The organism is Allobosea sp. NPDC055594, from assembly GCF_053618995.1.
The window spans coordinates 31,217-55,043 of sequence record NZ_JBSHIO010000014.1; the positions used below are offsets into that span (position 1 = coordinate 31,217).

The 23,827-nt window shown below is 68.9% G+C and carries 19 protein-coding genes; 16 read left to right on the plus strand and 3 right to left on the minus strand.

Annotated features, from left to right (window positions below; translation table 11 throughout):
* Positions 1 to 144 precede the first annotated feature (144 nt).
* The 8 genes from ACWGRX_RS22140 to ACWGRX_RS22175 all read left to right on the plus strand — a co-directional run bounded on the left by ACWGRX_RS22140 (position 145) and on the right by ACWGRX_RS22175 (position 11,598).
* A complete protein-coding gene (locus ACWGRX_RS22140; RefSeq protein ID WP_452119319.1) occupies positions 145 to 1,251 on the plus strand; it encodes an efflux RND transporter periplasmic adaptor subunit in 1,107 nt (368 codons plus the stop codon).
* Positions 1,248 to 4,331, plus strand: coding sequence for an efflux RND transporter permease subunit (locus ACWGRX_RS22145; protein WP_452119320.1), 3,084 nt, complete (start codon positions 1,248 to 1,250; stop codon positions 4,329 to 4,331). Before ACWGRX_RS22140 ends, ACWGRX_RS22145 begins: the two co-directional genes overlap by 4 nt.
* The gene (locus tag ACWGRX_RS22150) at positions 4,328 to 5,470 is read left to right on the plus strand and encodes an efflux RND transporter periplasmic adaptor subunit (RefSeq protein ID WP_452119321.1); all 1,143 of its coding nucleotides are present in this window, start codon (positions 4,328 to 4,330) and stop codon (positions 5,468 to 5,470) included. The genes ACWGRX_RS22145 and ACWGRX_RS22150 overlap by 4 nt, the downstream gene beginning before the upstream one ends.
* Before the next feature lie 86 nt (positions 5,471 to 5,556).
* Positions 5,557 to 7,116, plus strand: coding sequence for a leucyl aminopeptidase (locus ACWGRX_RS22155; protein ID WP_452119322.1), 1,560 nt, complete (start codon positions 5,557 to 5,559; stop codon positions 7,114 to 7,116).
* A complete protein-coding gene (locus ACWGRX_RS22160; protein WP_291638055.1) occupies positions 7,116 to 7,634 on the plus strand; it encodes a DUF1269 domain-containing protein in 519 nt (172 codons plus the stop codon). The genes ACWGRX_RS22155 and ACWGRX_RS22160 overlap by 1 nt, the downstream gene beginning before the upstream one ends.
* A complete protein-coding gene (locus tag ACWGRX_RS22165) occupies positions 7,631 to 9,367 on the plus strand; it encodes a hypothetical protein (protein WP_452119323.1) in 1,737 nt (578 codons plus the stop codon). Before ACWGRX_RS22160 ends, ACWGRX_RS22165 begins: the two co-directional genes overlap by 4 nt.
* Before the next feature lie 37 nt (positions 9,368 to 9,404).
* Positions 9,405 to 10,472, plus strand: a complete 1,068-nt coding sequence (locus tag ACWGRX_RS22170; RefSeq protein WP_452119324.1) for a patatin-like phospholipase family protein — start codon at positions 9,405 to 9,407, stop codon at positions 10,470 to 10,472.
* 64 nt (positions 10,473 to 10,536) lie between these two features.
* The gene (locus tag ACWGRX_RS22175; protein ID WP_452119325.1) at positions 10,537 to 11,598 is read left to right on the plus strand and encodes an AI-2E family transporter; all 1,062 of its coding nucleotides are present in this window, start codon (positions 10,537 to 10,539) and stop codon (positions 11,596 to 11,598) included.
* Here ACWGRX_RS22175 and ACWGRX_RS22180 read toward each other — a convergent pair.
* Positions 11,588 to 13,339, minus strand: coding sequence for a metallophosphoesterase family protein (locus ACWGRX_RS22180; protein WP_452119326.1), 1,752 nt, complete (start codon positions 13,337 to 13,339; stop codon positions 11,588 to 11,590). The genes ACWGRX_RS22175 and ACWGRX_RS22180 overlap by 11 nt on opposite strands.
* Before the next feature lie 398 nt (positions 13,340 to 13,737).
* Between ACWGRX_RS22180 and ACWGRX_RS22185 the strand changes: the two genes are divergently transcribed.
* Genes ACWGRX_RS22185 through ACWGRX_RS22220 form a run of 8 tightly spaced genes read left to right on the plus strand, consistent with a single transcriptional unit; the run spans position 13,738 to position 21,068 of the window.
* Positions 13,738 to 14,202: a Na+/H+ antiporter subunit E gene (locus ACWGRX_RS22185; protein ID WP_452119327.1), complete on the plus strand. Its 465-nt coding sequence runs from the start codon at positions 13,738 to 13,740 to the stop codon at positions 14,200 to 14,202.
* On the plus strand, positions 14,195 to 14,485 hold the full coding sequence (locus ACWGRX_RS22190) for a monovalent cation/H+ antiporter complex subunit F (protein WP_452119328.1): 291 nt from the start codon (positions 14,195 to 14,197) through the stop codon (positions 14,483 to 14,485). The genes ACWGRX_RS22185 and ACWGRX_RS22190 overlap by 8 nt, the downstream gene beginning before the upstream one ends.
* Positions 14,482 to 14,775 (plus strand): monovalent cation/H(+) antiporter subunit G, encoded by a 294-nt coding sequence (locus ACWGRX_RS22195; protein WP_291638048.1) that lies wholly within the window; start codon positions 14,482 to 14,484, stop codon positions 14,773 to 14,775. Before ACWGRX_RS22190 ends, ACWGRX_RS22195 begins: the two co-directional genes overlap by 4 nt.
* Positions 14,772 to 15,713, plus strand: a complete 942-nt coding sequence (locus ACWGRX_RS22200; RefSeq protein WP_452119329.1) for a hydrogenase subunit MbhD domain-containing protein — start codon at positions 14,772 to 14,774, stop codon at positions 15,711 to 15,713. Before ACWGRX_RS22195 ends, ACWGRX_RS22200 begins: the two co-directional genes overlap by 4 nt.
* Positions 15,710 to 16,060 carry an NADH-quinone oxidoreductase subunit K gene (locus tag ACWGRX_RS22205; RefSeq protein ID WP_452119330.1) on the plus strand — a complete coding sequence of 117 codons (351 nt, stop codon included), beginning with the start codon at positions 15,710 to 15,712 and terminating at the stop codon, positions 16,058 to 16,060. The genes ACWGRX_RS22200 and ACWGRX_RS22205 overlap by 4 nt, the downstream gene beginning before the upstream one ends.
* Positions 16,057 to 17,592, plus strand: coding sequence for a complex I subunit 5 family protein (locus tag ACWGRX_RS22210; RefSeq protein WP_452119331.1), 1,536 nt, complete (start codon positions 16,057 to 16,059; stop codon positions 17,590 to 17,592). Before ACWGRX_RS22205 ends, ACWGRX_RS22210 begins: the two co-directional genes overlap by 4 nt.
* Positions 17,589 to 19,220, plus strand: coding sequence for a complex I subunit 5 family protein (locus ACWGRX_RS22215; protein WP_452119332.1), 1,632 nt, complete (start codon positions 17,589 to 17,591; stop codon positions 19,218 to 19,220). Before ACWGRX_RS22210 ends, ACWGRX_RS22215 begins: the two co-directional genes overlap by 4 nt.
* A 36-nt stretch (positions 19,221 to 19,256) precedes the next feature.
* The gene (locus tag ACWGRX_RS22220; RefSeq protein WP_452119333.1) at positions 19,257 to 21,068 is read left to right on the plus strand and encodes an SLC13 family permease; all 1,812 of its coding nucleotides are present in this window, start codon (positions 19,257 to 19,259) and stop codon (positions 21,066 to 21,068) included.
* Positions 21,069 to 21,227: 159 nt separating this feature from the next.
* On the opposite strand, the gene ACWGRX_RS22225 is transcribed toward ACWGRX_RS22220, so the two are convergent.
* Positions 21,228 to 22,715: an alpha/beta hydrolase gene (locus ACWGRX_RS22225; RefSeq protein ID WP_452119334.1), complete on the minus strand. Its 1,488-nt coding sequence runs from the start codon at positions 22,713 to 22,715 to the stop codon at positions 21,228 to 21,230.
* A 152-nt stretch (positions 22,716 to 22,867) separates the two neighbouring features.
* Complete coding sequence (locus tag ACWGRX_RS22230; RefSeq protein WP_452119335.1) at positions 22,868 to 23,428, minus strand: HdeD family acid-resistance protein; 561 nt, start codon at positions 23,426 to 23,428, stop codon at positions 22,868 to 22,870.
* Between the last annotated feature and the right edge of the window lie 399 nt (positions 23,429 to 23,827).

Here is a 23,827-nt window from a genome sequence, read left to right on the forward strand (position 1 = left end):
AAGGTTCCGCGCCGTCGTCTTGCGGTTGCCAGAGGAATGAGATCATGCCTTTGAACGGCTTGCAGGACATCCAGTCTGCTTGCGCGCTGACGCCGATGCGATTCTTGCGCAGCGCGCAGCCGTTTCGGCACACGGGTGGTTAGCATGGGCAAGCCCGACAGGTTCCGCACGGCCCGCTCGCTGCAAGGTGCGGCGCTCGCTGCGATCGCGCTCGCCGTCGCCGGCTGCCGGAGCGAGGAGGCCGCCCCGGCACCGCCGGTCCGGACCGTGCGCACGATCACGGTCGAGGCGCCACGCGAGACCCGTGACATCAGTTTCACCGGGCATATCGAGGCGCAGGACCAGGCCGCCCTGTCCTTCCGGATCGGCGGGCGACTGGCCGAGCGGAGCGTCGGCGTCGGCGCGACCGTGCGCGAGGGCGAGATCGTCGCCCGGCTCGATCCGGAGAACGAGCTCAACGAGCTGCGCTCGGCCCGCGCCGCCCTCACCGCGGCACAGGGCCTGCTGCGCAAGGCCGAGAACCAGTTCGAACGCCAGAGCCACCTGCTCGAGCGCAACGTCACCACGCGCGCCGATTTCGAGGCGGCGGAGCAGGGCCGCACCGCCGCCCGGGCCCAGGTCGACGCGGCCCAGGCACGCGTCCGCTCGGCGCAGGACATCGTCGGCTTCACCAGCCTGAAGGCCGATGCGCCGGGCGTGGTCACCCGCATCGGCGCGGAGCCCGGCGAGGTCGTCGCCCCCGCCCGCATGATCGTCCAGCTCGCCCGGCGCGAGGGCCGCGATGCCGTCTTCGAGGTGCCGGCGGATGTCGTGCGCGCGCTGCCGCCCGATGCGCGCGTCCATATCGCGCTCGCCGGCGACCCGGCCGTGACCGCCACCGGCCGCGTCCGCGAGGTCGCGCCCCAGGCCGATCCGGTGACGCGGACCTTCAGGGTCAGGGTCGGCCTTGCCGAACCGCCGCAATCCTTCCGGCTGGGCACGGCGGTTTCGGGCGCGATCCGCAGCGCCGAGACCTCGGCCATCGCCATTCCGGCCACGGCGCTGGCGCGGCAAGGGCAGGATTCGGGCGTCTGGGTGGTCGACCCCACCAAGTTCACCGTGTCGCTGCGCAAGCTCGAAGTAATCAGCGCCGACCCTGCCACGGCACTGATCGGCAAGGGCCTCGCACTCGGGGACATCGTCGTCACCGCCGGGGTGAGCCAGTTGAAGGAAGGCCAGCAAGTGCGGCTGGCCGGGACGGAATCGCGATGAGCTTCAACCTCTCGGAATGGGCGCTCAAGAACCGCTCGGTCGTGATCTACCTCATGATCATTTCGGTGCTGGCCGGCATCTTCGCCTTCATCCGCCTCGGCCGTAACGAGGACCCGTCCTTCGTCATCAAGTCCATGGTCGTCTCCGCAGCCTGGCCCGGCGCGACGATGGAAGACATGCTGAGCCAGGTGACCGAGCGCCTGGAACGGCAGATCGAGGAGACCCCCGGGCTCGACAACGTCCGCAGCTACACCACGCCGGGCGTCACCACGATCTTCGTCAATCTGAAGCAGTCCGTGCCCGGTCGCGAGGTGCAGGACACCTGGTACCGTGTGCGCAATCTCGTCGCCGACATGCGCCATACCCTGCCGGCCGGCACGCTCGGCCCGGTCTTCAACGACCGTTTTGGCGACACTTTCGGCATCATCTACGGCTTCACGGCAGACGGCTTCACCGGTCGTGAATTGCGCGACCATGTCGAGGCGGCGCGCTCGCGTCTGCTCCTGGTGCCGGACGTCTCCAAAATCGAGATCATCGGCGCGCAGGACGAGCGCATCTTCGTCGAATTCTCGGTGCGCGAGCTCGCCAATCTCGGCGTCGACCGCGGCGCGCTCCTGGCCGCGCTGCAGGCCCAGAACATCGTGCGTCCCTCGGGCATGATCCAGACGCCGGAGGAGCGCATTTCGCTGCGCGTCTCGGGTGCCTTCCAGTCCGAGGCCGACCTGCTCCAGGTCAATTTCCCGGTCGGCGACCGCATGGTCCGCCTCGCCGACATCGCGACCGTGCGCCGCGGCCATGCCGACCCGCCGCAGCCGATGTTCCGCGTCAACGGCCAGGAGGCGATCGGCCTTGGCATCGCCATGCGCGAGGGCGGCGACATCCTGGCGCTGGGCGCCAACATCAAGACGGCGATGGCGAAGATCACCGCCGACCTGCCGCACGGCATCGAGCCGCATCTGGTCGCAGATCAGGCCGTCACGGTCGACGAGGCCATCCACGACTTCATGACGTCGCTCTGGCAGTCGATCGCGATCATCCTCGTCGTCAGCTTCATCAGCCTCGGCGTCAGGCCGGGCCTCGTCGTCGCGCTTTCGATTCCGCTGACTCTCGCCGTCGTCTTCGCCTGCATGCTGATCATCGGCATCGACATGCAGCGCATCTCGCTGGGCGCGCTGATCATCGCGCTGGCACTCCTCGTCGACGACGCCATGACGACGACCGACGCGATGGTGACACGGCTCGCAGCCGGCGAGGACAAAGCGAAGGCGGCGACCTTCGCCTTCGAGCGCTACGCCACTGCCATGGCGGCGGGCACGCTCGTCACGATCGCCGGCTTCGTGCCGATCGGCTTCGCTGCGAGCTCGGCCGGCGAGTACACCTTCTCGCTCTTCGCGGTGGTGACGATCGCACTCATCGTCTCATTCTTCATCGCGGTCGTCTTCGCCCCGGTGCTCGGCCTCGCCATGCTGAAGGCACCAAAAGCCGCGGCCTCGGGGCCCGGCCGCGTCGAACGCGGCTTCCGCAGCCTGCTCACAGGAGCGATCCGCCTGCGCTGGCTCACCATCGCCGTCACCATCGGGCTCTTCGTCGCCTCGATCCTGGCGCTGGCTCTGGTACCGCGCCAGTTTTTCCCCGCTTCGGACCGGCCCGAGCTTCTGGTCGATCTCACCGCGCCGCAGAACGCCTCGATCTATGCCAGCGAGACCATCGCGCATCGGCTCGACGCCGCGCTCAAGGGCGATCCCGATGTGGAGCGCTGGAGCACCTATGTCGGGCGTGGCGCGATCCGTTTCTACCTGCCGCTCAACGCCCAGTTGCCGAACGAATTCTTCAGCCAGGCCGTCGTCGTCGCCAAGGACATCGCCGCACGCGAACGCCTGCATAAGAAGCTGGAGGCGCTGCTCGCCAAGGACTTCCCGAACGTCGTCTCGCGCGTCTATCCGCTCGAGCTCGGCCCCCCCGTCGGCTGGCCGGTGCAGTACCGTGTCAGCGGCCCGGACCTCGCCGAAGTTCGCAATATCGCGATGAAGGTCGGGCAGGTCATCGCCGCCAATCCGAAGACCGAGATGGTCAACTTCAACTGGATCGAGCCCATGCGCGAGCTGCGCCTGCGGGTCGACCAGGACGAGGCCCGTCGGCTCGGCCTGAGCTCGCAGGCCCTGGCGAGCATCGTCAACGCGGTCGTCTCCGGCACGGTGGTGACCCAGATCCGCGACGGCATCTATCTCGTCGACGTGGTCGTGCGGGCCCAGGACGCCGACCGCCTCTCGCTCGACACGCTGCGGACCATGCAGGTCGCGCTGCCGAGCGGGCGGCAGGTGCCGCTCTCGCAGTTCGCGACCTTCAGCTACGGGCTCGATTCGCCGCTGATCTGGCGGCGCGATCGCATCCCGACCCTGACGGTCGCCGCCGACGTCAAGCCGGGCGTCCTGCCCGAAACCGTCGTCAGCGGGCTCGCCTCCGGCATCGAGGAGCTGCGCAAGACCCTGCCCGCCGGCTACGGCATCGCGCTCGGCGGCACCGTCGAGGAAAGCGCGATCTCGCAGGCTTCAGTCATCGCGGTCGTGCCGGTGATGCTGCTGATCATGTTCACGGTGCTGATGCTGCAGCTCCGCAGCTTCCGCCTGCTGGCGATCGTGCTCAGCATCGCGCCTCTCGGCATGATCGGCGTGGTCAGCGCCCTGCTGCTCTCGCGCATGCCGCTCGGCTTCGTCGCCCTGCTCGGCATCCTCGCGCTGATCGGCATCATCACCAAGAACGCGGTTATCCTGATTGGCCAGATCGAGAGCGAGCGCGAGAGCGGCAAGAGCATCACGGATGCGGCGCTCGATGCAGCCTCGACCCGCTTCCGGCCGATCATGCTGACCGCCGTCTCGACGGTGCTGGGCATGATCCCGATCGCGCCGACGGTGTTCTGGGGACCGATGGCCTTCGCCATCATGGGCGGGCTGCTGGTCGCGACCGTGCTGACCCTGATCCTGCTGCCGGTCCTCTATGTCACCGTCTTCGCCCGTGGCTCCGCCGCGCCCAAGGCGGCCGAGCCCGGTGCCAAGGCTGTCGCGGGAGCTGCTGCGCCATGACCCATCCTTCGGCATTTCGCCTTCGTCCCGCGGCCGCAGCGCTCCTGCTGCTCGCACTGGCCGCCTGCCAGAACGAGCCGGCCGCGCCGGCGGAAGGGCGCTTCGTCCGCGTCGTCACCGTCGAGGCCGGCAAGCTCGCCAACGAAATCCAGCTCAGCGGCGAGATCCAGGCCGAGAAGAATGTCGGCCTCGCCTTCCGCATCGGCGGCCGCGTCACCGAACGACCGGTCAATGTCGGCGATCGCGTCGCCGCCGGGCAGCTCGTCGCCCGCCTCGACCCGACGCTGGAGCGCAACGCCTTGACCGCGGCCAAGGCGGCGCTGGAGGCGGCCAGGGGCGAGGTCAGCACCGCGCGCAGCACTTTCGAGCGCCAGGAACGGCTGATGGCCCAGGGCTTCACCACCCGGCCGCGCTTCGACCAGGCGCTCAAGGCGCAGGAAGCGGCCCAGGCCCAGCTCGAGAATGCCGAGGCCCAGCTCGAACTGGCGCAGGACCGGCTCGGCTTCACCGAGCTGCGGGCCTCCGTCGCCGGCACGGTGACCGCCCGCAATGTCGAGCCCGGCGAGGTCGTTCAGCCCGGCCAGGTCATCGCCCAGCTCGCCCGCGATGACGGCCGCGACGCCGTCTTCAACATTCCCGCCAGCCTGCTCGAGAAGAAGTCGGGCGAGACCATGGTCCGCGTCGCTCTCGCCGATGCTCCCGGTGTCACCGCGCTCGGTCGTGTCCGCGAGATCGCGCCGCAGGCCGACCCCGTCACGCGCACCTTCGCCATCCGGGTCGGGCTGAGCGACCCGCCGGAGGCGATGCGGCTCGGATCGACCGTCGTCGGCACCGTCGAGACCGCGACTGCCGCGATCATCGCCGTTCCGGCGAGCGCCCTGACCCAGCAGGGCTCCTCGCCGGCGGTCTGGGTCGTCGATCCCGCAAAATCGACCGTCTCCCTGCGCAACATCGACGTGATGCGCTTCGACCCGAACCAGGTCATCGTCTCGCAGGGCCTCACCCCCGGCGAGATCGTGGTCAGCGGCGGGATCCAGGCGCTGCTGCCGGGACAGCGCATCCGCCAGTTGCCGACGGCTCCCGACCGTACCGCCGCGGTTGGAAGCCAGGAGGGCCGCCCGACCTTACCCCCCACATAAGCGGAGCGTCCTTCGCTCCGCGGCTCGTGGAGAGCTGTATTCCGCCCGCCGTCCGGCAGAATCCTCCTCAACCAAGCGATGCGCCGATGCCTTCCTGGAGACATTCTCTGGAGATCATGCCGGTGGTCGGCGATGCCGAAAGACTCCGGACCGAGCTGCTCGTCATCGGCCTGTTCAGCACCGGACCGGTGAGCGGCTCCGCCGCTCGCCTCGATGCCAGCACCGCAGGCCGGCTCTCCCAGATCATGGCGCATGGCGAGCTCGCCGAGATGCCCGGCGCCACCGTGCTGCTGCATCATCTGCCAGGCTCGCCTGCGCCCCGGACGCTGCTGGTCAGCCTCGGCCAGCGCGAGGCCTTTTCCGACAGCGCCTATTGGCGGGCTCTGGCCGCGACGGCAAGTGTCATCGCCGAGGGCGCCGTTTCGGAAGCCGTCGTGACGCTGGCCGAGAATGAAGTGCCCGGACGCTCGCTGAGCTGGCGCGTCCGGCAGGCCGGCCAGCACCTCGCCTCTGGCAGCTACAATTTCTTCCCTCCGGCCTCGGCTCAGGCTCGAAAGGCGCGGAGCCGGCCGATGCGCAGCATCATGCTGCTCCTCCCGCAGACCCTGACCCTGGAACTCGTCCTGGCTCTGCGGCAAGGCATCGCCGTCGCCGAAGGAGTCGCCCTGGCAAAGGAGCTCGGCAACCTGCCGAGTGATGTCTGCACTCCGGACTTCCTGGCCAGGACCGCCCGCGACATGGGCGAAGAATTCGGCTTCGCGGTCGAGGTGCTGGAGCGCCAGGCCCTGGAAGCCCTCGGAATGGGAGCCTTCCTCCAGGCCGGCACGGGCGCCGCCAATCCCTGCAAGCTCATCGTGATGCAGCCCCAGGGCCGCAAGGCCTCACGCAAGCCGATCGTGCTCGTCGGCAAGGGCATGAGCGCTGGTCCCGCCCGCCTCTCCCCGCCGCCGGGCGCCGAGGCCCCGAATGCGCGGTTCAGCATGAGCGGTGCCGGCAGCGTGCTCGGCGCGCTGCGCACGGTCGCCCGGCTTGGCCTGCCGCTCGACGTCGTCGGCCTGATCGCTGCGGCCGAGAACATGCCCGGCGGCCATGGCGGCAAACCCGGCGACGTGGTGACTTCGATGTCCGGCCAGACCATCGAGATGGGGTCCGATGACACCGAAGGCCGGCTGCTGCTCTGTGACGTGCTGACCTATGCCGAGCGCTTCAAGCCGGCCTGCGTGATCGACGTCGCCACCCTGACCGAGGCCTGCGTCGCGGCGCTCGGTTCGCATGCGAGCGGCCTGTTCGCCAATGACGAGACCCTGGCCGCCGAACTGCTGCACTGCGGAGGCATGTCCGGCGATCGCGCCTGGCAGCTTCCGCTCTGGGACGATTATTTCGGCCAGCCCGGCGGCAGTCTGCCCGACGCCGGCAGTCTCGGTGGACGCGCGGCGGGCGCGATCACCGCAGCCTGTTTCCTCTCCCGCTTCGCCAGGGCCTATCCCTGGGCACATCTCGACATTGCCGGCACCGCCTCGACCGCGGGCGCCGCCAAGGCTTCCACCGGTCGCCCCGTCCCGCTGCTGGCCGAATTTCTCATTGGCCGCGCCGCCGGAGTGGCGGCGCAGGGTCGACCCCCCCGTGCAAACATGGAGCTGCACTGATGAGCGATCTCGTCTTCATCGCCTTCCCCTCCGAGCAGAAGGCCGAGGAGGTCCGCCAGAAGGTCCTTTCCCTCCAGCGCGAATATCTGATCGAGCTCGGCGACGCCGTCGTCGTCACCAAGGACGAAAAGGGCCAGGTCAAGCTCAACCAGATGCTCAACCTCACCACCGCGGGCGCCGCTTCGGGCGCGCTCTGGGGCACGCTGATCGGCTTCATTTTCCTGGCGCCCCTGCTCGGCACCGCGATCGGCGCCGCCTCGGGCGCGCTCGGCGGCAAGCTCAGCGATGTCGGCATCAACGACCAGTTCATGAAGGATGCCGCCGGCGCGCTGCAGCCGAACTCGGCCGGGCTCTTCCTCCTGATCCGCAAGATGACCACCGACAAGGTCCTCGCCGATCTCAAGGGCGTCGGCGGCACGCTGATGCGCACCTCCTTCGACGAGACCAAGGAAGCGGCGCTGCGCGAGGCGCTGTCCGCGCATGCCGCGACCGAGACGGCCGCGCCCGCCACCCCATGACGCTGGAATGGGGCGCCGGAGCGGGAGGCGAACTGGCCCAATGGGCCAATCCGACCGCGCGCCTCGACGACTTCCGGCCACTCCTCCCGGCGGAGGAGGAAGTCGTCGCCAAGCTGCTTTCCGGCAATTTCGACCGGCTGGGCGACGGCTCGCGCCCGCCCGAGCCCGATCCGGCGCGGGTCGTCCGCGCCGGTTTCCTGCGCTTCCTCATGCTGGGCGGCGAGGAAGGCTGCCGGCCGCATGAGAAGGGCGTCCGGATCAGCGGCGCCTGGATCAGCGGCATTCTCGATCTCGAGGCCTGCCGCGTCTTCCGCGACATCGGCCTGAACGACTGTCATTTCGAGGAAACGCCGGTCCTGAGGGCGGCGATCATCAACCGGCTGTTCCTCGACGGCTCGCAGCTGCCCGGCCTGCAGGCCGAGCGTCTGGAAGCGCGCGGCGGCATCTATCTGCGTGGCGCCGAGATCGGCGGCGAGGTCAATCTCGTCCAGGCGCGCCTCGGCGGCAATCTCGAATGCGATGGCGCGACCCTGCGCGTCTCCGACGGCTATGCCCTGCTCGCGCCGAGCCTCGAAGTCCGCAATGTCCTTGCCCGCGGCACGACGATGCGCGGCGGGATCAATCTCTCCGGCGCGGTCCTGACGGCCGATCTCGACTGCGCCGGCGCCGCGATCACCCGTGATGAAGGGACGGCGATCGAGGCCAGCGAGGCCGAAATTCGCGGCAGCGTCGTGCTCCGCAGCGCTCGGCTCGAAGGCGAAGCACGCCTCAGCGCCGCACAGATCGGCGGCGATGTCGACGCATCCGGTGCGGTCCTCGGCGTGCCCGGCGGCATTGCGCTCGAATTGGCACGCAGCGTGATCAAGGGCGCCTTCTTCCTGCGCCGGGGCGCCAAGGTGAACGGCACGCTGGCCCTGACCGGCGCCACCCTCGGCACCATCCATGATGAAGCCGCATGCTGGCCGGGGCCCGGCGACCTGCTGCTGAACCGCTGCCGCTACGGCGCCTTCATCGATGGACCGGTCGATGCCGCAAGCCGGCTCGACTGGCTGGCGCGCCAGGAGCCCGAGCGCTGGGGCGAGGATTTCTGGCCGCAGCCCTATGAGCAACTGGCCTCGGTCTTCCGCGAAATGGGCCATGGCGAGGACGCTCGCGCCGTGCTCATCGTCAAGGAGCGCCTGCAGCGCCAGGCAAGACGCAAGCGCGCCAAAAACCGGGTCCTGCGCGCACTCCTGACCGCGACCGACGGCATTCTCGGCATGACCCTGGCCTATGGCCGCCAGCCGCTGCTCGCCTTCGTCTGGCTCCTGCTGTTCTGGGTCCTCGGCGTCGGCATCTTCGCCTATGCCGAACGACAGGGCGCCGTGATGCCGAACAGTGCCGTGGTGCTGCGCGCCCCCGAATGGACGCTCTGCGGCATCGAAACCAGCGAGCAGCGCACGCTCCTCGCCAGCAACCAGTCGCAGGGGCTGGCCGCCCCCGGCCAGACCCAGCTCGCCTGTTTCCGCGAACGCTGGGAGGCCTCGAGCTATCCGGCCTTCAGCCCGTGGATGTATTCGCTCGACACGCTGCTGCCCGTGCTCGACATGGGCCAGAGAACCTTCTGGCGGCCAAACCCCTCCAAGCCGGGCGGGCGGGTCGCGATCACCTATTTCTACTTCCAGTCGCTGGTCGGCTGGGCGTTGAGCCTGCTCGCCGTCGCCGGGTTCTCCGGCCTGGTGAAGTCGGCATGACGTCCCCGGCACGCCTCGCAATCAGGATGGCTACGACGTGACCAGCACCCTTTCACCGCTACGCGCCGGCAAGAACGGCAAGCCCGCGGAGCGCCCCTCGCTGCGCATCGACCTCGCTCTCCAGGGTGGCGGAGCACATGGCGCCTTCACCTGGGGCGTGCTCTGCCGCATTCTCGAGGAGGAATGGCTCGAGATCGAGGCGATCTCGGGCACCTCGGCCGGTGCCATGAATGCGGCGGTGCTGGCTTCCGGCTTCGCCAGAGGAGGCCGGGCCGGCGCGCGCGAGGCGCTCGACCTGTTCTGGCGCAAGGTCTCGGAGGCGGCGCGCTTCAGCCCCTTCCAGCGCAGCCCGCTCGACATCCTGCTCGGCCGCTGGACGCTCGACAATTCGCCGCTCTTCGTCGCCATGGACATGATGTCGAGGGTGGTTTCACCCTACAGCCTCAATCCGGCCGGCACCAATCCGCTGACCGACATCCTCGCCGAGGTCATCGATTTCGACGGCCTTGCAAAAAGCCCGATCAAGCTCTTCATCACCGCCACCAATGTCCGCACCGGCCGCGGGCGGGTCTTCCGCAATGCCGAGATCACGCCCGACGTGCTGCTCGCCTCGGCCTGCCTGCCGACGCTGTTCCAGGCCGTCGAGATCGATGGCGAGAGCTATTGGGACGGCGGCTATTCCGGCAATCCGACCATGACTCCGCTGATCCGGGAGAGCGACGCGCTCGACACCATCCTGGTCCAGATCAACCCGGTCGAGCGTCCCGGCACGCCGCGCACGGCCCGCGACATCCTGAACCGGCTCAACGAGGTCTCGTTCAACGCCGTGCTGCTGAAAGAGCTGCGGATGATGGCGCTGCTGCGCCAGAGCGCCCAGACCGCGACCGGCGAGAGCGCACGCTGGGCCCGGATGCGCCTGCACCGCATCACCAGTTCTGCCATGGCGGAGCTCGGCTACTCCTCCAAGCTGAACGCCGAATGGGAGTTCCTGACCATGCTCCACAATGAAGGCCGGCGTTCCGCCGAAGCCTTCTATCGCGAGCATCGCGATGCTATCGGCAAGAGTTCGACGCTCGATCTCGACGAGCTGACCGACGGCGTCTGAGACGACTCGCCTCGCCAACGGAACCGCCCTCCCGCCTCAACGCCCAGCCTGACCAGGACAAGAGATGACGACCGGCAAGATCTTTCACGGTTCGCAGATCCTGATCGCCACGATACTGGCGGTCGCCGCGCTCTCGATCGCGAGCTCGGTCTTCGCCCCGGTCGCCTTCGCGCTCTTCATCATCGCACTGGTCTGGCCGCTGCAGAAGCGCCTGCAATCCGTGCTGCCGCGAATGCTGGCGCTTGTGATCAGCATCGCCGTCATGGTCGTCGTCTTCTTCGCCTTCGGCTGGCTGATCGCCTGGGCCTTCGGCCGCGTCGGCCGCTGGATCGTCAACGACGCCGCGCGTTTCCAGATGTTCTACGACCAGGGCGTGGTCTGGCTCGAAGGCCATGGCATCGCGGTCGCCGGCGTCTGGTCGGAGAACTTCAACGTCTCCTGGATGCTGCGCACCGCCCAGACGATCACCGGGCGCCTCAACACCACGATGAGCTTCTGGATTGTCGTGATGGTCTATGTGATCCTCGGCCTGCTCGAGGTCGACGATTTCGGACGCAAGCTGCGCGGCATGCGCAACCGCGAAACCAGCCAGGTCCTGCTCGGCGGCGCCATGGCGACCGCCCGCAAGATCCGCCGCTACATGCTGGTTCGGACCTGGATGAGCCTGATCACCGGCGTCCTGGTCTGGGCCTTCGCCAAGCTCATCGGTCTGCAGCTCGCCGAGGAATGGGGCTTCATCGCCTTCCTGCTGAACTACATCCCCTTCCTCGGCCCGCTCGTCGCCACGGTCTTCCCGACCCTGTTCGCGATGACGCAGTTCGGCTCCTGGCAGGCGATGATCGGCGTCTTCGCCTGCCTCAACCTGATCCAGTTCACCGTCGGCAGCTATATCGAGCCGCGCGTCGCCGGCAGCGCGCTCTCGATCTCGCCGGCGATGGTGCTGTTCTCGGTGTTCTTCTGGAGCTATCTCTGGGGCGTCTTCGGCGCCTTCATCGGCGTGCCGATCACCATCGCCTTCCTGACCTTCTGCGCTCAGCATCCGTCGAGCCTCTGGCTCGCCGAGCTGTTCGGATCGCCGGAGAACGACGCGGTGCCGGAAGAAGCTGCCGCCGCCCTCAGGAACTGAGAGCGGCCGGCGGCCGGGGCGCGATCTCGATCCGCTCCGGCGCGAGCAAGGCGAGCCCGCCATCGGCGGCGGCCGCCAGAGTGTGGATGTAGAAGCCCGTCGGCATGTCGTCCGTCGCCTCCATCACCGGGGACGGGGCCGATACGATCTTCAGCGGCCCGCAGCGCCCGATCCAGTCGACATGGCGATGCCCGTGCATCGCGACCAGCCGATGCGCCATCGGCTTGAGCTGGCGCACGAAGCGGCTGCCATTGATCAGTGCGGTGCCGATCCGCTCCGAGAAGGCCTTGGCGGGCTGCGGGTATTCGACCGGGTGATGGTGCAGGCCGATGATCCAGCGCGCCTTCGGGAAGCGCCGCAGCACGGCGAGCATCGCCTGCAGATCCTCCTCCGCCACCAGGCCGAGCGCATTGGTGAAGGAGAAATGCGTCTCGGCATTGGAGTTGAGCAGGATGACGCCGAGCCCGTCCTCCTCGGCGGGCGGCAGCACCATCGGGAAGACATCGGCCCAGACCGTGGAAAGCCCGGCCGATAGCCGCAGCGTGCCGGCATCGGCGAAGACGCCGATCGCCTCGCGATGCGGCTCCAGCGCCGCCGCCAGGGTGCCCGCCAGCCCCGCGCGCTCGCGATCGAGCACCTGGACGCGCTCGCCCTGGATCGCCGCCATGGCCGAGAGCGTCCGCATCTGGCGCAGACGCTTGCCCGGGCTCGTCGGCAGTTCGAGCCGGGCCGGATTGGCCCGATCGACGATGTTGAGATCATGGTTGCCGGGCAGGATCAGGCAGCGTTCCGCCAGCGCCGGATGGCGCACCATCAGATCGAGGAATTCCGCCCATTCGGCCGAGCGCCCGGCATCGGTCATGTCGCCGGTGATCAGCAGGAGGTCGAGCGGCTCCGCGGCATGGATCTCGTCCAGCCTGTCGAGCACCTGGCCCAGGCGCTCATTGCCGCGCGGCCCGGCGCGGCCGCTCTCGATCCGGAAGCCGTAGCGCTCGCCGACGATATGGATGTCGGACAGGTGCACCACCCGCCAGCGCCGCGCCTGCTCGGGAGCCTCGTCGAAGCCGCCGAGATCGCGCGGCTGGTCCATCAGCCCGTCGGCCAGGCCCCAGGCGAGCGAGGCGAGCGCGAGGTAGGCCGCCATGACCGCGACCGTATTGGCCAGCGCCGGCACGAGCAGACGCAGGGGATGGACGAGATCGGCGAACTCGCCGGACCAGCGCGTCGCCGGCCAGACCAGGCCCACCACGGTGGCAGCGCCGGCGCTGGCGAGCAGGCCAGCGCCGATAGCGGTCGCGGCGCGCAGGGCGGCCCGCTTGTCCTCGCTCGCGCCGACCGTCAGGAAACGTTCGGCGAGATGGCGCAGCCCTTCGCGGCACAATGCGTAGACCGGCTGCACGGCGAGCGAGTTCAGCGACCAGAAGCTGCGTTCGACCAGACGCAAGAGCGGCCTGAAGCCATACCAGCCGGCCACCGCGATCAGCGCCAGCAGCAGCAGCGAGCCGATGCCGGCTAGCGCGAAGAGCCGATCGGCGACCGAGGCAAACCACGCGGTCGCGACCAGCGGCGCCAGCCCCAGCAGCACCCCGGGCACCAGTGCCAGGATGACCCAGGCCAGCGCCAGCTTCGGCAGATTGATCTCGCCGAGCAGGCTGCCCGCGATCGCCAGCAGCGACCGCTTCTTGGTGCTGCTGAAATCATCCTCGGCGTCGCCGGCGCGCGGCTCGATCAGCGGTGCCATGCTCATACGCTCCGCCCACGATCGGTTGTTGCCGATGTGCCTCGCTGTCTGGTCCGCATCGTCCGCTCCCCCGGCCTACCCGTCATTCCGATCGGCCCTTGCCAAGGGATAGCCGCCCGCGCACGGCCTTGCACCTCCCGGCAGCCAGTCCGGGCGGCAGAAGGCGAGAATGGGACGCCGGGCACAGGATTGAGACAGGGGGCTGATGCCGATGGCATGACCGAACGGTACTTTGACCGCGGATCATCAGGCCGATTCCGGCCCGTGAACCACGGATTGGCGCAGCGTCGACATGCCTTCGGTCGGACGCCGTCGCCCCCGACATGGCAACGCGCCGGCATGAAGGCTCGCGAGAAACGGCATCGATGCCCGAGAACTCCACCCCGAGGCATGTGTTCTTGACCCGCGGGGCCGGCTTTCTCGGGCTGTGGCTGGTCCTGATGGGACCCGCCATGAAGGACCTGCCGGTCGGGGTCGTCGCAGCCGCGGCGGCAGCCTGGACGAGCACGGTTCTCTGGCCGGCGCGTGGCAGTCTATCCTTTCCCGGCGTGCTGCGCTTTCTCGTCCGCTTCCTGCCCCAATCGGTTGCGGCCGGCATCGATGTCGCGCGCCGCGCCTTCGCACCCGTGCCCCCGCTGCAGCCGGGCTTCGTCACCTACCGGACCGCCCTGCCCGCCGGCATGGCGCGCCAGGCCTGCTGCGCGGTGATGAGCCTGCAACCCGGCAAGCTGCCGGTCGCGGCCGAGGCCGACGGCACGCTCCACATCCACTGCCTTGATCTGCGCGAGCCTGTGGCCGAACAGCTCGCCGCCGACGAAGCCGCCTTCTGCGAGACCTTGCAGGACGGAGGCCGCAATGGCTGAGTTCCTCACCGGGGCGGCGCTCTTCATCCTGGCCGTCACGGCGCTCGGCCTGTTCAGAGTGCTGCGCTCGGAACTCGCGGTCGAACGCATGATGGCGGTGCAATTGCTCGGAACCGGCGCCGCCGCTGCTTTGCTCCTGCTCGGCGCGGCCTCGAATACCTCGGCGATGACCGATGTCGCACTGCTGCTGATGCTGCTTGCCGCCTTCTCCTGCGCCGCCTTCACCCTCGGCCAATCGGATGAGGCGGCCGACACTGCCGCGCCGAAGGGCGACGAGCCATGAGCACGCTCGCCGATCTCTTTACCCTCGTCATGGTTGCCGGCGGCGCGCTGCTCTTCCTCGCCGGAACGCTCGGCCTGCTACGCTTTCCCGACACGCTGAGCCGGCTGCACGCGCTCAGCAAGGCCGATAATCTCGGCCTCGGCCTGATCGTGCTCGGGCTCTTGCCCCAGGTCGACAGCATCGCCGGCGGGCTGAAACTGGTCTGCGTCTGGCTGCTCGCCCAGCTTTCGGCCGCGACCGCGAGCCAGCTGATCGCCGGCGCCCTCCATCGCCGCAAGTCCGGCCGATGAACCTGCTCCTCGACCTCGCGCTCGTCGCCTGGCTCATCGTGCTGGCCATCCATGTCGCCCGCACCGGCGACGACCGCAATGCGATCATCGCCTTCATCGCCTTCGGGCTGCTGCTCGGCCTGGCCTGGACCCGTCTCGGGGCGATCGACGTCGCGCTGACCGAGGCGGCGATCGGCGGCGGCATCACCGGTCTGCTGCTGCTGCGCGCCGAAGCGCATCTGCGCCGCGGCCGGCAGGCGGGCAGCGCCCAACGTCAGAGCAATGCTGCCACGACCATCGTCGCGGCCCTGGCCAGCGCCGCGGTCGCCCTCGGCCTTGGCGTCGCCGTGCTCGCCTTTCCCTCGCCAGCACCGACGCTGGCGCCGCCGGCGCTCGCGGCGATCGACGCGACCGGGCTCGGCAACCCGGTGACGGCGGTGCTGCTCGCCTACCGGGCACTGGACACGCTGCTCGAAAAGGTCGTCGTGCTGCTCGCCTTGCTCGGCGTCTGGGCGCTCACCCCCGATCATCTCTGGGGCGGCGCGCCAGCGCTGAAGGAAGCGAACCCGCCGCAGCCGCTGCTCTATCTCGCCCGCACCCTACCGCCCTTCGGGGTGCTGATTGCGGTCTACATGGTCTGGGTCGGCGCCGACGCGCCGGGCGGCACCTTCCAGGCCGGCAGCATCCTCGCCGCGATGTGGCTGCTCGTCATGCTGGCCGGGCTCAGCCCGGCGCCCGAAACGCGCAGCAGATTGCTGCGGCTGCTCCTGGTCGGTGGGCCAGCGCTGTTCTTCGCCATCGGCTTCCTCGGCTTTGCCGTCGCCGACGGCTTCCTCGCCTATCCCGAGCCCCTGGCCAAGGCGCTGATCGTCGGCATCGAAGCTGCCCTGACGGTCGCGATCGCCTTGGCGCTCGGCCTGCTCGTCGCCGGGCCGTCCAACAAGGCGCCGGCACCGTGAGCGCTGTCATCTCCGACAGCGCCAGCCTGTTCGGCCTGTGCGGTGCGGCGCTCGCCGGCATCGGCCTGTTCGTCGTGATCGCCCATCCTGGATTGCTGCGCCGGCTGGTCGGTTTCAACATCCTCGGCGCCGGCATCTTCATGGTCTTCGGGGCGGTGGCGCGCCGCGGCGCCGCGGCCGGCCTGCCGGGCGACCCCGTCCCGCAGGCCATGGTGATCACCGGCATCGTCGTCGCCTTCTCGGCGAGCGCGCTCGCCGTGGCGCTGCTGCGGCGCCTGTTCGATCTGACCGGCCGCGAAAGCCTGGAGCCGCCGGCGGCCGGCGAAACGCCGCGAGCCGAGTCATGATGCCGCTCGCCCTCGCCCCTGTCCATGTCACGACCCCGGGCGGCTATCTGCTCGTGCTGGCGCTGACCTTGCCGGTCATCGGCGTGCTGGCGATCCTGGCGCTCGCACCGCACCGCGCGAGGCAGGTTGCCCTCGCCAGCATGGCGGCAGGCCTTGCCGTCGCTATCGCGATCCTCGCCGAACTCCTGCGCACCGGCGATGCGCTGACCTATGTCGTCGGCGGCTGGCAGCCCCCGCTCGGCATCGCCCTGCGCGCCGACGGGCTTTCCGCCGCGCTGATCGCGATGACCGCGCTGGTGATCTCGGCAACCGGCCTGTTCGCGCGGGGCATGCAGGATCTTTCGCCCGAGACCCGCGATGGCCGGGCAGCGACGACCTTCTGGGCCCTGCTGCTCGCGACCTGGAGCGCGCTGAACGCCGTCTTCCTCGGCGAGGACCTGTTCAACCTCTATGTCGCGCTGGAGCTGCTGACTTTCGCCGCCGTGCCGCTGGTCTGCCTCGACGGCCGGGCCGAGACCATGGCGGCAGCGCTGCGCTATCTGATGTTCGCGCTGCTCGGATCGCTGCTCTATCTGCTCGGCGTCGGCCTGATCTATGGCGCCTTCGGCACGCTCGACATCAGGATCCTGTCCGGGCTGAGCGATGGCGGCTCGGCCCTGTCGGTCGCGCTGGCGCTGATGATCGCCGGGCTGCTCGCCAAGGCGGCGCTGTTCCCGCTGCATCTGTGGCTGCCGCCCGCCCATGCGGGGGCTCCGGCGGCCGCGAGCGCCGTGCTCTCGGCGCTGGTGATCAAGGCGCCGGTCTTCCTGATCCTGCGCCTCGTGCTCGATGTCGCGCCGCCTGAGGCGGCAGCCTTCGCCGGACAGCTCCTCGCCGTGCTCGGGGCTTCCTCCATCCTGTTCTGCAGCGTCATGGCGCTCAGGCAGGCACGGCTCAAGCTGATGATCGCCTATTCGACGGTGGCGCAGATCGGCTATCTCTTCATCGTCTTCCCGCTCGCCTCGGGGCCGGACGGGACACCGCCCTGGGAGACCATCGCCTGGACCGGTGGCACGCTCCAGCTCGTCTCGCATGCGCTAGCCAAGGCCGCGATGTTCCTGGCGGCAGGCGTCGTCGCCGAGGCTTTCGGTCATGACCGCATCGCCGGTCTCGGCGGCTTCGGCCGCGCCCTGCCGCTCAGCGCCGCCGCCTTCGGCCTCGCCGGCCTCTCTCTGATGGGCATTCCGCCGAGCGGCGGCTTCATCGCCAAATGCCTGCTGCTGACCGCAGCCGTGATCAACGGCCATCCCTGGCTGGCGGCCACCATCCTGGCCGGCGGCCTGCTTGCCGGTGGCTATGTCTTCCGGGTGATCAACACCGCCCTCGCCAGCCCCGCCACGCCGCTCGCCGTGCAAAGGCCGATCCCGCGACGTCTCGAGATGACGGCGCTCGCTCTCGCCGTGGCGGCTGTGCTGCTCGGCTTCATCCCGCTCGAGCCCTTCGATCTCCTGCAGATCGGCCGCTCCGGCCTTGCGACGGTGGTGGCGCCATGACCGGCTCCGGCTCGCTCCTCGCCGCGACCATCCTGCTGCCGCTGGCCATGGCGGCCCTTTGCTTGTCCAGCGGTTTCCGGGCGCGGGCGCCGTCCCTGCTCGTCTTCGCCCCGCTCCCCGCGCTGCTCGCCGCGCTTCTGGTGCCGGATGGGACCTCGGCCCTGTTCCCGCCGCCCTTGCGCCTGTCGCTGATGCTCGACCGCCCTGGCGCCATCCTGCTCGGCGGCGCCGCCTTGCTGTGGAGCGCCGCCGGCGCCTTCGCCGCCTCCTATATGCGCAGCGATCCGGCCAGGGCCGGGTTCGCGGTCTGGTGGCTCTTGACCCTCGCCGGCAGCCTCGGCCTGTTCATCGTCCGCGACATCGCCAATTTCTACCTGCTTTTCACCCTGGCGAGCCTCGCTGCCTACGGGCTGATCGTCCATGAGCAGACCGCGCGGGCCCACCGGGCCGGAACCGTCTATGTCGTGCTGGCGCTGCTCGCCGAGGCCTTCCTGCTGCTCGCCTTCGTTATGCTCGCCGCCGGCCATCCCGACCCCAACCCGGCGATCCGGGACGTGGTCGCAACCTTGCCCGCCGCGCCGCTGCGCGATGCGATCGTCACCCTGCTGGTGCTCGGCTTCGCCCTGAAGCTCGGCCTCGTCCCGCTGCATGTCTGGCTGCCGCTCGCCCATCCGGCCGCGCCGATGCCGGCTTCGGCGGTGCTCAGCGGCGTCGTGGTCAAGGCCGGCGCGATCGGGCTGATCCGCTTCCTGCCTTTCGAGGCCGGCCTGCCCTTCTGGGGCACGCTGCTGATCGGCGCCGGCTTCATCACCGCCTATTACGCCGCGATCGTCGGCGTCACCCAGACACGCGCCAAGACCATCCTGGCCTATTCCACGGTCAGCCAGATGGGCCTGCTCGCCGTACTGCTCGGCACCGGGCTGGAAAACGCCGACCCGGGCTCGACCAGCCTCGTCGCCTATTACGCCGTCCATCACACGCTGGTGAAGGGTGCGCTCTTTCTCGCCGTCGGTGTCCTCGCCGCGACCGGCGGGCAGCGGCTGAGGCCGATGCTCCTGCTGACCGCCGTCCTCGCGCTCAGCCTCGGCGGCATGCCCCTGACCAGCGGTGCACTGGCCAAGCTCGCGAGCAAGCCGATGCTCGGATACGGGCTCGTCAGCCATGCCATGGCGCTGGCCGGCGCCGGCAGCACGATGCTGATGCTGCATTTCACCCTGATTGTCGCCCGCGATGTCAGGGACAATCCCGCCTCCATCGCACCGGCTGGACAGCTCGTCCCCTGGCTCGCGGTCGCCGCCGCCTCGCTGATCCTGCCCTGGTCGCTCTACCCGGCGATTTCCGGAGAGCCGCTGGCGAGCCTGATCCAGCCCGACGCGCTCTGGAAGCTGCTCTGGCCGATGCTGCTCGGCGCTCTCGCCTTGCTGCTGGTCAGGCGCTTTGAGCGCCTGCCGGGAGCCATTCCGGAAGGCGATATCGTCGTCCTCGCCGAAGCGGGGACACCCGCCATCGCCCGTCTTGCCGCTTTCGTCGAGCGGGCCGATGCTCATCTGCGCCGCTGGCCTGTGGCCGGGCTCTTGCTGCTGGCGCTCGCCATCCTCATTGGCGGCGCCCTGATGCTCCAGGCCTGACGGACCGCGCAGAGCAAGTACAGGACCAGACCCGATTTGACCCCGATCGAGAGCACAGCCGTCGTCACCGCGATCACCATCGCGCTCTTCGCCTGGAACAGGCTGCCGGTGATCATCGTCGCCATCGGCGCCGCGCTGGCGCTCTGGGCGACCGGTGCCGTCACGCTCGAACAGGCGATGGCCGGCTTCGGCGATCGCGCCGTGCTCTTCATCGCCAGCCTGTTCATCGTCAGCGCCGCGCTGGAGAAGACCGGCGTCACCGCCTGGGCCGGGCAGCTGCTCATCGCCAAGGCCGGCGAGAACAGGAGCACCCGCCTGCTGATCATCATCATGGCGGCGGTCGGCTGCCTCAGCGCCCTGATCAGCGGCGGCGGCGCGGTCGCGGCGCTGATGCCGGTCGTGGTGATGGCGGCGATCCGCCTGCGCCAGTCGCCCTCGCAGCTCCTGATGCCGCTCGCCTTCGCCGCTCATGCCGGTTCGAACCTGCTGCTCACCGGCGCGCCGAAGAACATCCTCGTCTCGGAAGCGCTCGAGGATGCCGGCATGAAGGGCTTCGCCTTCGCCGAGTTCGCGCTGGTCGGCCTGCCGCTGCTCGCCGGCACGATGCTGATCATCCTCCTGCTCGGAAAACACCTGCTGCCGGCGCAGAGCAGCGCCCGGCTGCCCGCGGATTTCAGCCGCCACGCCCAAACGCTGGTTGAGCATTACGGGCTCAGCGACGGCGTCTTCCGCCTGCGCGTGCGCGCGAGCTCGCTCTATCTCGGCAAGGCGCCCGCCGAGCTCGATCTCACCGGCGATCCGCGTCTCCAGCTCATCGCCGTCCAGGAAGGCGCCACCGGCAAGCCCTTGCGCGCACCCGCCATTTCCGTCGGCGACTATCTCTTGGTGAAGGGCGAGGCCGAAGCGATCGCCAATCTCGCCGCCGAGAAGCATCTCGCCCTGCGCGAGGACGGAGCCGAGGACGAAACCGGGCCGAGCCTGTTCAACCGCCGCTCCGGCCTCGCCGAAGTTGTCATCCCGCCGCGCTCCGCCCTGATCGGCCGGCCGATGTTCCCGGGCATGATCACCGATAGCGGCGACCTCGTGGTGCTGGCGGTGCAGCGCGGCGGTGTCGATCTCGAAACAGGAGACGTGCTGCAGGCCGGCGACACCATTCTGCTGGAAGGCAGCTGGAAGGCACTCGACCTGCATCTCGAAGACCCCGACGTGCTCGTCGTCAACTCGCCCGACCTCGTCCGACGCCAGGCCGTACCGATGGGCGCCGGCGCCGGCGTCGCCGTCACGGTGCTGGCCGGCCTCGTCGTCATGCTCGCCACCGGCATCGTGCCGCCCGCCGTGGCGGGGCTGGTCAGCGCCGGCCTGCTGATCCTCGCTGGCACGATCACGGTCGAGCAGTCCTATCGTGCCATCAACTGGACGACCGTGATCCTGGTCGGGGCGATGATGCCGCTCTCGACCGCCATGGTGCAGTCCGGCGCGGCGCAACTCGTCGCCGACCATCTCGTCGCGCTGACCGGCGGCGCCGGCCCGGCCGTTTTCCTCGCCGGGCTCTTCGTGCTGACCGCCAGCCTCGGCCAGATCATGAGCAATACCGCGACGACAATGCTGGTCATCCCGATCGCCATGGCGGCGGCATCCGGCATGGGCGTCTCGCCGCGCCCGATCCTGATGAGCCTGTGCGTCGCCGGCGCGGCCTCCTTCCTGACGCCGATCGCGACCTCGACCAATATGATGGTGATGGGCCCAGGCGGCTACAGCTTCAACAGCTACTGGAAGCTTGGCACGCCGCTGATGATCTGGTTCTTCGTCATCGCGGTCTTCTACGTGCCGCTGGTCTGGCGCTTCTGAAGGCTGCAGCAGGTTCCAATCAGCTGGACCGTCCTTCCGGCTGGAGCGAAGCGGAACGCCGGAATACATCGTGGGGATCGATGATCTACGATGGTTTCCGGAGCCGGGCGCGCTTCGCGGCTTGTCCGGAACGACGAGCAAACCCGAGCGAAACTGGCTCTAGTTCTTCGCCGGCACCGCCGTGGCCGCGGAAGAGCCCGCCCGCAGCTTTTCGTCGACCCTGTCGATCAGATAGGGGAAGAACGGATTGGACGACATCCGCAGCAGCGAATCCAGGTTGACGATCAGCGTGCCGCGCTCGCCACGCGCCGCGACCGAGCCGAGCTTGATGCCGAAATCCTCCGTCGGATCGGGCTTCAGCCCATAGAGCGAGTCGGTGACCGGGAACGGCAGCGCGACATGGGACAGCGAGAACACGTCGAAGGGATAGGACAGGCCGAGATCGCGCACGGTCTCGGTCGAGGCACCGGCTTCCGTCACGCGCTCGACGACATCACTGGAATCCTCGTTGGCATTGGTGATCACCGTGAGCCGGAAGTTCCGCGGGGCAGCCGGCAGGATTCGGGTCAGCAGCGTGTCCGAAGTGGTGCTCAAGAGCGGCCCGAACTTGGCCGCTCGGTTCAGGTCGAACAGCACGAGCTCGCTGCCATTGGCCGGGAGATGCGCATAGAGCGAGGTGATGATCGCCCGCGTGCTCACGGTGAAGTCCATGACCGACTGGAAGGTCAGCGTCGGCGCGAGCTCCGTCAACCGCCCTTCGCGCGCCAGCCGGACGATCTTCTGCTGCAGCGCCTGGGTCAGCAGATGCGACTGCCGTGCCCCGTTGACCGGGAAGGAGTTGTATTTGAACGGGTTGAACTCCGGCAGCACGCCGAGCCAGGCCGCCTTGGCGAAGGCCGGGAGGATCGCCGGCAGGCCCGCCAGCCCGGCGAAGCGCGCAAAGGCGGTGATCCCGACCATCGGCGAGATCAGCACGAGCCGCTCCGGCCGCGCCAGCTCCTTGTTCTCGAGCGCTTCCAGCGCATACATCAGGGCGAGCGCCCCGCCATTGGAGAAGCCGACCAGATGCAGCGGCGCGGCCGCATCGACGCGCTTGCGCGCCTCCCTGACGGCAAGGCGCGTCGCCGCCAGCCAGTCCTGCCATTCGACCTCGGTCAGCCCGGCCGGAACCGTGCCGTGCCCGGGCAACCGGATGGCGATGGCGACGAAGCCGCGCTCGCGATATTGCCGCGCGACATGGCGCAGGCTGTAGGGCGAATCCGTCAGCCCGTGCAGGAAGACGGCGACGCCGACCGGCTTGCCTTCCGGCTCCATCACATAGGAGCGGTTCCAGTCCTGCTTGAAATGGGCCGGGTGGATCGCGCTGCCGTCGAAATAGCGGTTGACCGGGACCCGCTCCTCCGGGTCGAGCTTCTGCGTGACTTCGGCCCGCACGCTGGCGAAGGCCTTGTCCTCGGCCTTGAGATAGTCGGTCCAGCCGGCGCGGTCGAGTTCCTTGATCGAGAGTTCCTCCGGCACGAAGGTGTGCCAGGGCTCCAGCGGCGCGCCCCTCTGGGTGTCGTAGATGCGCAGGCCCAACAGGGACAGCGCGACGATCACGAGAACGGCGCCCCCGCGCTTCAACGTCTTGCCGATGAAACTACGCATGCCCTGAACCTTCGAGACCTTGCCGCTGCCGACCGAGCGCTAGAGCATCGGGTCTGCCCGAAAAGTGGAACCCACTTTTCGGGCAGACCCGATGCCTGAACAAAGGGATGGATCGCCAGCTCGCGTCCGGCAGAACGCTCGGCGATCTGAGCTCAGGCCGCCGCCCGCCTGGTAGCGAGCGCGATCGCGATATAGGCCCAGCCGGCAAAGAGAAGCGAGACGCCGACCAGCGTACCGGGCGTGTAGATGCCGCCGGCAGGGAGCCGCATCGCCAGGGCGACGCCGACGATGATGGTGACGATGCTCGACAGGAACATCCAGACGACGCCGCTCTGCGCCCGCATCCTGATCGCGAGGCCGAGCTGGGCGATGCCCTCCGCCATCAGCACCAGCGCAATCACCAGAGTGATGGCGATCGCCCCCTTCATCGGGTTGAAATAGACCAGAAGCCCACCGAGCAGTTCGACCAGCCCAATCAGCAGCTGCCAGAGGAAACCGCCCCATTCCTTGATGGAGAAGGCATGGAACAGCTTCAGCGCCCCGACGATGGCGAGCAGCAGGCCGAGGAACAGGGTCACGGCCATGGTCGACAGCGCCGGGCTCGCGATCGCGGCGATCCCGGCGACGATGAGGACGATGCCCAGCGCGATCAGCTTGCCCGAAACCAGTCGGGCGAGGCTGTGGCTGGAATTGTTGCTTGAATGCTGCGCCATGATTTGCACCATCTATCCTGCCGGGCCGGTACCACCGCGCCGCGGATCCAACGATACCGGTAGCAGCGACCGACCACGCATGCGACCCATCGCTGATTATGCCTGCCCTGTCCAAAAGGCGGATCAGCAGGGAATCCCAAAGCTAGTCACCAAGTCCCGATTTGCGGGCGGGCCATCACGGTCATGGGCTCTCGGGTGACATATCCGCGGCGCGACGAAGATCGACCTGCCGCAGCGCTTTGGTGCGTATCGCGCCGGCATCGGCGCGGACACGCAGCTCCGATCGCGTATACGCCGTCAGCAGGCGCGCTCCCGCGCAATGTTGGCAAAAGGATCACCATATGGTCATCATCCCGGATTGGCGGCCGAAGCGCCTCCATGGGAACGACCCGATCAAGA